This is a genomic window from Flavobacteriales bacterium (assembly GCA_020435415.1).
GTDB lineage: Bacteria > Bacteroidota > Bacteroidia > JACJYZ01 > JACJYZ01 > JACJYZ01.
Map to the genome: position 1 here is coordinate 1 of JAGQZQ010000101.1, position 11281 is coordinate 11281.

The window sequence follows — 11281 nt, forward strand, 5'->3', positions numbered from 1 at the left end:
TATTCAGTTGTTTGCACGACTTTTTTTTGCCCGATTCTCAACATTCTTTTCAACATGCCTAAGTGGTCAACGCGTTAACTACTAACTACTATCTACTATCTACTAACTACTACCCACTAATTCCCTATCTTCCCCTCACAAACCTCAACCATGGGAACAGAAGTAAAACGACTGCTTGATCAACTTCACCGAATGTATCATGGTGAATGCTGGGCAGGCTTATCGGTCAAGGATATCCTGGAAGATATTCATCCTGAACTGGCCGGCCGCACCCTTCCTCACTTTCCTAAGACCATTCACTCCATTGCATTGCATGTACTGGCTACAGAACATGTGGTAACCGGAAGATTGCAGGGTGCAAACAAAGTATTGACTGCCGAAGAAGATTGGCCAACGAATATCACAACACCGTGGAATGAGACCGTCCAAAACATTGATGAAAGTTATTACCGGCTTTATAAAGAAGTAGAACAGCTGGGAGACAACGATCTCGACCGACCCATCCTCAAGGGGTTTTCATCGGTATATGTAACATTGCATGGTCATATTCAACATAATCTTTATCATTACGGTCAGATCGCACTGATGAAATCTTTACTTCAACAACCGGTTCAATAATCAAATATGTCGGTCAACCGCATCGCCTCTTCATTGATCATCTGCATTGCCGTTGTGATCATTCTTATTTACGGCAGTTCTCTTCTGATCCCGTTCGTGTTTGCATGGTGCATCTGGTTTCTGGTCCGGGAGATCAAACATTTACTGAACCGCATCCCCTGGATCAACGACAAGGTCCCCAACTGGATCAACAACCTGCTGGCCTCCATTGTGATCTTTGCCGCCCTGGGCATGATTGGCCGGGTACTGTCAGTCAACATCCAGTCACTGGCCAGATCTTACCCTCAATATGAGAGCAACATACACCACGTAACCGATGGCCTGAACAAACAATTCAACATCGACATCATGCGGTATGTGAATCAATATGCCGGCGATCTGGATTTCGGGGCCATCCTCTCCTCCATCTTCAATTCCATATCCGACATGTTGGGTAATGCGGTGATGATCCTTATCTACGTGATCTTCATTTTTATTGAAGAGGCCTTCTTCCTTCCCAAACTGAAGGCTCTTTTCTCAGATGAAAAGCAATACGATAAAATATACAGCATCCTGGTCAAGATCAGTGACAGCATCTCCCACTACATCGGCCTTAAAACATTGATCAGCATAATCACAGGTACGGCCAGTTATATTGCGTTGTTCATTATTGGCATCCAGGCCCCGTTCTTCTGGGCATTCCTGATTTTCTTATTGAATTACATCCCCACCATCGGTTCGCTCACCGCTACGGTATTTCCGGCCGTATTCGCTTTACTACAATATGGCGAGGTAGGTCCGTTCGTTTATGTACTTGTTTGTGTAGGAGCGATCCAGGTAATCATGGGCAACATCATAGAGCCGAAAATGATGGGAAATTCCCTGAACATCAGTGCACTCGTCACCCTGCTGTCCCTTTCCTTCTGGGGCGCCCTCTGGGGCGTTACAGGTATGATGCTCAGTGTTCCGATCACCGTTATGATGGTGATCATCTTTTCCCACTTTCCAGCCACCAGACCCATCGCCATTTTACTTTCGGATAAGGGAAAGGTTTAGGGCAGTATGACCGGCCACAAAATCCGGAGCAAAAAAAATACACCCTGTTATTGATGCTTTTGTAGCGTGATTTTGCGTCAAATAAAATGCAATTCCCAGGATTGAACTATTTCCCTACATTTACGGCCTCATTAACAATGTGCATATGTTCTCAAACCTCGACGTCGTAGAGATTTTAAAACTCGGAGGCATCGGCCTCGCATTTTTACTGGCACTGCTGTCTTTCTTCATTCTCAGAAGAGAACAGAAAACCGAACAACCCAGAAAACCCATCCTTCTTTCCATGGGCTTTTTCATGGTCTTCTCCCTGATCATGCTGGTCATTACCGTTGTTTCCGACAAAGCCACTGCAGGTGCCGCCCTCAAGATCACCTTCGGGAATACCGCCCTTAACCTTTTTGAGCCTTCCGTTAAAAGCCAGAGCGACCTGAGTAGCAATGATTATTTCATCGACTCACAATTGGGTATCGCGTTTAAAAAACCATCTGATAAGTGGACCAAAGTAAAGGCCGGCAGGACCATGGAAGAGCTGCTGAGAATTTCGGGCCTGACAGAATCCGTAGATGAGATCCGTCCGCAGCTCAGCCGGAACCCATATGGCCAAATGCTGCTCGACATCGACTTTTTCTTTTTTGAACTTCCCACCGAGGCGCTCCCACTTGTATATACCGACAGCGCCGGCAATGACTTTATCAACAGCATTATTGAAGAGTCACGTAATGAAACACCCTACGAGAAATTCCGCTCGTTTTACCCGGACTCGATGGCCAACCTCATGGGTGAAGACAGCATCCACAGGGTGTATGATTTCATGCTGGAAAACGAAATGGCTTCACTCCGCCGTGACCTAGTAGGCATTGACAGCCTGAGGATCACCGAAAGATTTCAGCTCATAGCTTACGACAAAAGCTTACTCGCACCCCACGTTTCCAACCTTACCCTACCCGGATTCACCAATATTTTCATGCAGATCTTTGGGGTATCCATGGAAAAGCTTGTGGCCTCCGAGAACGGTATCCTGATGGGAAGCTCCATCACCATGGACAATATGAAACTGGACGGAAAAGTGCAGACCGTAACCATCAACCGGTGGGTCTACTTTACCGAAAGCGACAGCCACTTTTTCCTGGCAGAGATCAACCACTGCCCCCAGCTTCAATCCAACGTTTCGTACTGGGACGAACTCCAGGAAGTACTGGAATCGCTTACGCTCGTTAAGAAATAAGAATGAAGAATGAATTAAAGGTGCCTTCTCAGGTCCCGCTTAATTCTTATTTCTTAATTCTTCATTCTCCCATGCAACCTTTTTAATTATTCGTGTCTTTTAGGGTGTAACAAAAACAGGCGACTAGCCGTCCACTTAAAAAGCACGTGTATGAGATTGTCAGGATTGATTCAAAAGATCGTTTTCATTTTTCCATTCTGTCTTCCATTTTTCGCGGATGCGCAGGATTACACCCAAACTGTCAGGGGTACCATTATAGACCGCGATACAGAGCTTCCGCTGGTAGGCGCCAACATCATTGTGGTTGGTATTGACCCCATCCTCGGAACGGTAACGGATATCGACGGACACTTTAAGATAGAAGGTGTTCCGCTTGGCAGACAAACCCTGAAGATTTCATACCTGGGATATGAAGAACAGACCATCCCCAATCTGCTGGTGTCTTCCGGTAAACAAAACGTGCTTCAGATCAAACTGGTGGAAAGCCTTGTGAAACTTGAGGAGATCACCATTACCGCCGACGGACCGGAGAAAGGACATGTCAACAATGAAATGGCCACCGTCAGTGCGCGGGCATTTACCGTTGAAGAAACCAAAAGGTATGCAGGTAGCTTTGATGACCCGGCACGCATGGCCTTGTCGTTTGCCGGGGTGACCTCCAACGATGATGTCATGAACGAACTCGTGGTAAGAGGAAACAGTCCGCGTGGTATGTTATGGCGCCTGGAAGGCATGGAGATCCCGAACCCCAACCACTTCGGAGAGCTGGGATCATCAGGAGGAGGGATATCTATGCTAAGCAGCCACATGATGAGTAATTCAGATTTCTATACCGGAGCCTTCCCGTCTGAATACGGCAATGCCTTGTCCGGCGTATTTGACATGCGTATGCGTAAAGGGAACAATGAAAAAAGGGAGTATGCCATTCAGGCCGGATTACTCGGCACCGACGTGGCATTTGAAGGGCCGTTCGACAGCGCCTACGGAGGATCTTACCTGATCAACTACCGCTACTCCACCCTCGGCATTCTTAATAAACTGGGACTGGACATTGTCGGTGATGCCGTTCCCGTATTCCAGGATATGTCATATAACGTCGTTCTGCCCACGGAGAAATCCGGAACTTTCTCCCTCTTCGGCCTGGGCGGTATCAATACCATTGAGGAAGAGTGGACCAGCGACGACGAGCTACTCACCTTTAAGAATGATGTGAACAACAAAACAGGCATCGCAGGTATCACGCATAAATACTGGCTAAACGACAAGGGGTATTTAAAAACGGTGGTGACCGCATCCGGTTCATCCATGCGTTATTTTGAAGAGGTCCTGGATAGCAACGGCAATCTGCAACATATCACCCACGACGAAGATTTTACCAATAAGAACCTGCGTGGCACGGTGCTCTGGAACCACAAGGCCAACGCCAGACATACCTTCCGCGTTGGGGTCATCGGCAGCCGTTTGGGTTATGACCTCCTCAGCACCATCTACGACAAAGAAGATGATCGCTACGTAACCTCTCAGAAAACCGATGGGCATACCTACCTTGCACAAGGATATGCCAGCTGGAATTTTCGAATGAACACCAAACTCACACTAAACAGCGGTATACATTATACCCGTTTGATGATGAATGATCAGCAGTCCCTTGAACCCCGGCTCGGCATGAAATGGCAATTCCACCCCAGGCAGTCATTTAACGCAGGCTTTGGCGTACATAGCAGGGTTGAAGATCCAAGCATCTACCTTGCCCAAACCGAACTCACCGGAGGTGTTATCGCACAACCCAATAAGAATCTTGGATTCGCCAAAGCACGTCACTATGTGGTAGGCTATGAGAATCGTCTCACCGAGAACCTGAATCTGAAAACTGAGCTATACTACCAGGATCTTTTCAATGTACCTGTGTTGAATCGTCCTGACAGTTATGTCTCCTCGCTTAATTCCACCGGAGGATACACCACGGATTCCCTGATCAACTCAGGAACCGGAAAGAACTACGGCGTAGAGATCACCCTGGAACGCTATTATGCCAACCAGTTCTACTTCCTGGCCACCGCCTCCCTGTACCAGTCTAAATACACCGCCACAGACAAGATAGAACGCAACACCATGTTCAACAGTAATTTTGCCACGAACTGGCTTGGAGGAAAGGAATGGAACGTGGGCAAGAACGGAAAGAATAATGCGATCGGCATAAGCGGAAAGGTGGTCTGGGCAGGAGGTCGCAGACAGACGCCCATTCTCCTGGAAGAATCCATTGCTGCTGGCTATACCGTGCGCGACGAGAGCAGGGTATTTGCTGAACGCGCACCGGACTACTACCGGTTCGACTTCCAGTTCACCTTCCGCAGAAACCGGCCGAAGACCACCGGGACCTGGAAACTCGACATCCAGAATGTGACCAACCACGAGAACCTTTGGAGTTACTACTATGACGACAGGACACAGTCCATCCGGGAAAGCAAACAACTCGGATTGCTGCCTGTGCTATCCTATAAATTTGAGTTTTAATGACCCGTAAGCGAATTTAACCAGTATAAAAAAAGCCCTGTAGTGTAATACTACAGGGCTTTTTTATTTCAACCATTGATTAGTTTAAGTTCGGTTGCGGTGTGATGCGCAGATAAGGTTTTACTTCTGTGAATCCTTTTGGAAACAGGGATGGGATATCTGCGGTTGCCACGGCAGGAACCACCACGCAATCATCTCCATTCTTCCAGTTGGCCGGCGTGGCCACTTTGTGGTAGGCGGTGAGCTGAAGTGAATCAATCACGCGTAGCAACTCATCAAAGTTGCGCCCGGTGGAAGCCGGATATGTGATCATCAGCTTCACCTTTTTGTCCGGACCAATCACATACACCGAACGCACGGTGAGCTTGTCATTGGCGTTTGGGTGGATCATGTCGTAAAGCTCGGACACCTTGCGGTCTTCATCTGCAATGATGGGAAAGTTCACCACCGTTTGCTGGGTTTCATTGATATCATTTACCCAACCCTGGTGGGAATCAAGTCCGTCCACACTTAACGCCACCACTTTTACATTTCGCTTATCAAACTCCTGCTTGTACTTGGCCACCGTACCCAACTCGGTGGTACAAACGGGCGTGTAATCGGCGGGATGGGAGAACAGGATCGCCCAGTTATCACCGATCCATTCATGAAAATTGATATTCCCTTCGGTGGATTGGGCTGTAAAATCAGGGGCTGTATCGCCCAGACGTATAGTTGCCATTGGTTTGTGTTTTGATGGTTTAACAATGAGGAAGGTTAAAGATAGGAAGAGATGCGGAATAACGCCAGTGACATAATCCGGGCATTGTCATTCTTGGATCACAGGCTTTGATGTTGTAAAATTGTAACCAACCTAATGATCATTCATCATGAAAAACAATACCATGGGCATGTGGATCGCTGTAGGTGCAGGTGTAGGCACCGCACTGGGCGTGGCCCTTAACAATATAGCCATGGGCGTCGCAATGGGCGCGGGTATCGGTGTTGCCATCGGCGCCTGACTGCAGGCAAAAAAGAACCAGGACGACCAGGAGAAGAAGGGCTAAAAGACTTACCCCCGAAAATGAAAAAGTGCGTTGCCTTGCTGATGGTCGGTTCCCTCACCCTGGGATGCATCGCTCAGGACACTTTTACCTTAAAGGACACCTCATTCGCTGTTGGAGCAAGGTTGGTGACATATCAGATTCTTTTTGATTACAACGCAGCAACCTTCCGGTCAGAAGCCTACCCCTATCTCGATAGCATTGTGCAATTCATGCAGCAACACCCCAATCTGACCATTGAAGTGGGAAATCACCGTGATGAACGTGGTTCAGACAAATACAGCAGGAGACTCACGGCAATAAGATCAAAGGCGGTGGTGAACTACCTCGTTGAAAAAGGCATTGCACCAACCAGGCTCACTTCCAGGGGTTATGAAGAAAGTCGCCCACTGGTGTCTAATGCGAAGACTGAAGAGGAACATCAAAGGAACCGCCGGACAGAGCTGATGATCATATCCATAGACGCGGATCACAAAGAATAACCCCAACTTATGCAGTAGGAGGTGAGGAACGAGCCGAACTACCTGTATTTAGTTGGGGTTATCCCGATTTAGAAAATCACTTTTCGGATGCACGAAGTACGGACCGAAAAGGTTGATTTTCTTAATCGCTATGCAATAGAGAATTCTCTATTGCATAGTTTGGGATAGCATTCACCACACAAACTGATCCTGAATACCGCTAAGAATCCCGAACCAACCGCTTGGTAAATTCCGCTTCTGATTGCCCCTGGCGTTGCGTAAGTTGTAGCATACCTAAATCGCTACGCCATGAAAACACTACTCACAAGCTGCCTCCTCCTCTTTGCATTTGCAACCCAGGCTCAAACTTTTGAAATCAAAGGAAAGATTACCGAAAAGACTTCCGGAGAAGCAATGGTTTTTGTCAACGTTCAGGTATATAAAGACTCAACTCTTGTAACCGGTGGCGTATCTGACATCAACGGGAAATACAGCATCCGGCTAAACACACCTGACACTTATACGGTCAAGGCCATGTATATTGGGACGATCGCATTTCATTCAGAAGTAATTACCCTTGACTCCCTTTCTCCCGTTGCTGTTGTTGACATTACAATAGACGAAGGCGCGGTGTCCCTGCAGGAATGTTTCATTGTGGCACCAACACGAACATCCGTAAAAAAAAGTTTTGGCTACAGCGCTCCGGCTGCAGGCGTATATAAAGGACGATCCCGCACATCCAACAAAAATCACCACAATGATTTCTTTAGGAATGAAGAGTACAACTCTTTTCACGACAATCAGTTCAGATCGGTGAAGGCTGCCCCCCTCTCTACGCTTTCAATTGATGTGGATAATGCCTCTTATACCAATATCCGGCGCATGATCAATCAGGGACGGATGCCTGACGCAGATGCCGTCCGCAGCGAAGAGATGATCAACTACTTTTCTTACAACTATCCGCAACCGGACCCGGATGTTCCTTTGAGTATAACAACTGAGTATGCCGATTGCCCTTGGAATGCAGAAAACAAACTTCTTCACATCGGAATCCAGGGGAAAGTCCCCGTTAATAATGACGTCAAGAACAACCTGGTGTTTCTGTTGGATGTTTCCGGGTCAATGGATAATCCCGACAAACTTCCACTGGTCATCCGGTCTTTTGAACTGATGGTCAACCAGCTGAATCCTGATGACCGCGTGGCCATTGTCGTTTATGCAGGATCTTCAGGGGTGGTACTTCCCTCTACCACCGTTAAACATAAGAACGTCATTCTGGATGCCCTTGCCAACCTGTCCGCCGGAGGTTCAACAGCCGGCGGCGACGGTATTCAACTGGCCTATAACGTCGCAAAATCCGCCTTCATAAAAAATGGCAACAACCGGGTGATCCTGGCCACGGATGGTGATTTTAATGTCGGACCTTCTTCCCAGGAGGAGTTGATCAGCCTGATTGAAGGCATGCGTGATGAGGATATCTTTCTCACCGTACTGGGATTTGGTATGGGGAACTACAAGGACGGCACCATGGAGGTACTCAGCAATGCAGGCAACGGCAATTACTTCTATATCGATAGTTTCAACGAAGCCCGTAAGGTCTTTGTGAATGACCTGAACGCCAATATGCTTGCATTGCAAAAGACGTAAAGATCCAGATCGAGTTCAACCCTGATCAGGTCAAAGGATACAGACTCATTGGTTATGAAAACCGGGTATTGAAAGATGAGGACTTCAAGAACGACAAAAAGGATGCCGGGGATCTTGGGGCCGGACATCATGTAACCGCATTGTACGAAATCATTCCAACAGGAAGCAGTGTCACCATTGAACAACCGGACGTCGACAGCCTGAGATATCAGGTAACGCAAACAAATAACCATTACCCAGATGAACTCCTGACCATCAAGATGCGTTACAAAGAACCCAAGGGGATTAAAAGCAAATCCATTACCCACCGGGTCACCTGGGAAAGTTATAGCACTGAACCCAGCGAAAGATTTGAGTTCAGTGCAGCTGTCGCTGCGTTCGGAATGCTGCTACGGAATTCGGAGTTCAAGGGCAATGCAAGCTATGACAAGGTGCTGGAAATGGCACGTCGCAGCAAAGGCGAGGATGCGTCAGGTTATCGCGCTGAGTTCATCAATCTCGTTGAAATGGCCAAGTCCCTTTCCGTAACGAGCGCCAGCAAGGAGTAAGTATTAAACGGAAGATTTCGACCGATACCCCACAAAGCGCATTTTGTTCTTTGTGGGATGTCAGAATACCTATGAAAACATTACCTTGAGGATCATAAAACTCCGGAAAGCAACGAATTCAATGTTGCACTGCCACCCCATCGGGGTTAAATGGCATAATGAAACATCGTTCTATAATAATATCATCCCTTCGGGATTTACGACTGCTTGCAGGTATCTCAATTGCACAACATTCATTCTTAATTCTTCACCCTCAACTCTTCCTCAACCCAACTTTTAATTCTTTTTTCCAGCACTGCCAAGGGCACGGATCCACTTTCCAGCACATGGTCATGAAAAGCCCGGACATCAAACGAAGCCCCCAGTCTTTCCTCTGCCATGGCGCGCAACTCACGGATCTTCAGTTGGCCTATTTTGTACGACAGTGCCTGTCCTGGCCATGACATATAGCGTTCGATCTCTGCCACGATACTGGCTTCCGGTTCCGCTTCATTTTCCATGGAAAACTGGATGGCCTGTTCCCTGCTCCACCCTTTCACGTGCATGCCAACATCCACCACGAGGCGGATGGCGCGATGCATTTCGGCACTCAGCATGCCGAAGTACTGGTAGGGATCTGTATACAAACCCAGCTCTTTGCCGAGGGATTCACAATACAGCGCCCAACCTTCTACGTATGAGCTGTACCATAAAGTTTGTCTAAACGTTGGAAGAGACTTGTTTTCCTGCGCGAGGGATACCTGGTAATGGTGTCCCGGTATGGCTTCGTGGAGAAAAAGGTCTTCATCTGCAAAAATATTATACTTGTGCACATCCGGGATTGGCACGTAAAAAATACCGGGCCGGCTACCATCTTTGGAGCCCGAAGTATATTCCGCACTGGCCGATGCTTCCCGAAAAGCTTCGGTACGTCTTACCTCAAAACCTGCCTTGGGGGTATTGTTAAACAGCTTCATTAGGTTCACCTTCATGCGGGAATGAATCTCATTGAAGTGATCGATCACCTGCTGAGGTTGGGTGAAAGGCATCAACTCCTTCTTGTTTCTCACATGGTCAAAGAATGCTTTCAGGTCGCCGTCAAAGCCAACGCTTTCTTTTACCTTCTCCATTTCCGCTTTCAAACGATCCACCTCACCCATGCCCAACTGGAACACCTCATCTGCAGTCATATCGGTGGTGGTGTATTTTTTTATCTGGGTATCGTAGTATGCGCGTCCACCCGGAACGCCATCTATACCGGATGATTCGCGGCAAGCAGGGACATAGCTATTCTTGATGAAGTCATGAAAACGCTTGTACGCAGGTATGATCTTCTCTCCTATCATTTTTGTATAAGCTTCTTTCAGACGGGCCTTATCTTCTTCACCCATACCTTCCGGAAACAATTTGACTGGCATATAAAAAAGATGATCTTCAACCGGTCCGTGATCCAGGGCGGCCATCTGGGGTACCGTCTTTTCTGCCAGGATCCGAGGCAACACCCTACCACTTGCCATGCCCTCCTTCATCCGCTGAATAGTGGTATCGCACCAAACGACATAAGCATCAAGGCGGGATAGCCAGTTCTCATAGTCCTTTGCGGTCTTAAATGGCTGGGCACTTTCACCGGCGGCAAGCTGACCGATCACCAGATGCATGGAGCTGAACTGGTTTACAGGCATTTCATAGGAAGGAAAGGTCATGTCAGCCAACCCTGTTTCACACTCCCATTTCAACACGTCATAGCTGACCTTGTCATTGTCATCCATGGTTGCCGGGTCGTAACCGTCAAGTTCTCCGAGGTATTTTTGATAGAAGCCTTTGATCTCTTTTTGAAATGCCAGCGACGAATAATTCGGGAGTTGATCATTGTAGCGGTTGTCACCGGCATAGGTGGCATCTATGGGAAAGAGGCGCAAGCGGTCTTCGTTGTATTGCTCAAGCATGGACCTGAAAGCACTAACAGAATCAGTATTCACTTTTTCTGTTGATTGGGTTTCGGACGATTTATTTTGGCAGGCAAACAAATGCAGTGCAACGAAAATCGCAGTAAGGTATTGGTATGTTCTCATGTTATATAGGTGCATGAGGTGAATTTACATTTTTTATCCTGAACTTATAATGGACACCCATTCTCCCGCCACATAATATCAGGAGAATTAATCAATCTGAAAGGCTCTGTTGGACATCTTTCGAAGATTGGGGGCATTT

At 47.5% G+C, this 11281-nt stretch carries 7 protein-coding genes and 1 pseudogene; 6 read left to right on the forward strand and 2 right to left on the reverse strand.

Features of this window, described 5'->3' with window-relative positions:
* Positions 1-150: 150 nt before the first annotated feature.
* The 4 genes from KDD36_13040 to KDD36_13055 all read left to right on the forward strand — a co-directional run bounded on the left by KDD36_13040 (position 151) and on the right by KDD36_13055 (position 5392).
* Positions 151-618, forward strand: coding sequence for a DinB family protein (locus KDD36_13040; protein MCB0397574.1), 468 nt, complete (start codon positions 151-153; stop codon positions 616-618).
* 6 nt (positions 619-624) lie between these two features.
* Complete coding sequence (locus KDD36_13045; protein ID MCB0397575.1) at positions 625-1653, forward strand: AI-2E family transporter; 1029 nt, start codon at positions 625-627, stop codon at positions 1651-1653.
* A gap of 145 nt (positions 1654-1798) precedes the next feature.
* Complete coding sequence (locus KDD36_13050) at positions 1799-2878, forward strand: hypothetical protein (protein MCB0397576.1); 1080 nt, start codon at positions 1799-1801, stop codon at positions 2876-2878.
* Positions 2879-3028: 150 nt separating this feature from the next.
* Positions 3029-5392 carry a TonB-dependent receptor gene (locus tag KDD36_13055; GenBank protein MCB0397577.1) on the forward strand — a complete coding sequence of 788 codons (2364 nt, stop codon included), beginning with the start codon at positions 3029-3031 and terminating at the stop codon, positions 5390-5392.
* A gap of 79 nt (positions 5393-5471) precedes the next feature.
* Here KDD36_13055 and KDD36_13060 read toward each other — a convergent pair whose 3' ends face one another.
* Complete coding sequence (locus KDD36_13060) at positions 5472-6113, reverse strand: peroxiredoxin (protein MCB0397578.1); 642 nt, start codon at positions 6111-6113, stop codon at positions 5472-5474.
* A gap of 342 nt (positions 6114-6455) precedes the next feature.
* Here KDD36_13060 and KDD36_13065 point away from each other — a divergent pair, with 342 nt between their 5' ends.
* Positions 6456-6917, forward strand: a complete 462-nt coding sequence (locus KDD36_13065; GenBank protein ID MCB0397579.1) for an OmpA family protein — start codon at positions 6456-6458, stop codon at positions 6915-6917.
* Between the two features lie 288 nt (positions 6918-7205).
* Positions 7206-9091, forward strand: a pseudogene (locus KDD36_13070) (von Willebrand factor type A domain-containing protein).
* Positions 9092-9330: 239 nt separating this feature from the next.
* Here the strand turns inward: KDD36_13070 and KDD36_13075 are convergent.
* Positions 9331-11142: a DUF885 domain-containing protein gene (locus tag KDD36_13075; GenBank protein MCB0397580.1), complete on the reverse strand. Its 1812-nt coding sequence runs from the start codon at positions 11140-11142 to the stop codon at positions 9331-9333.
* Positions 11143-11281: the final 139 nt, after the last annotated feature.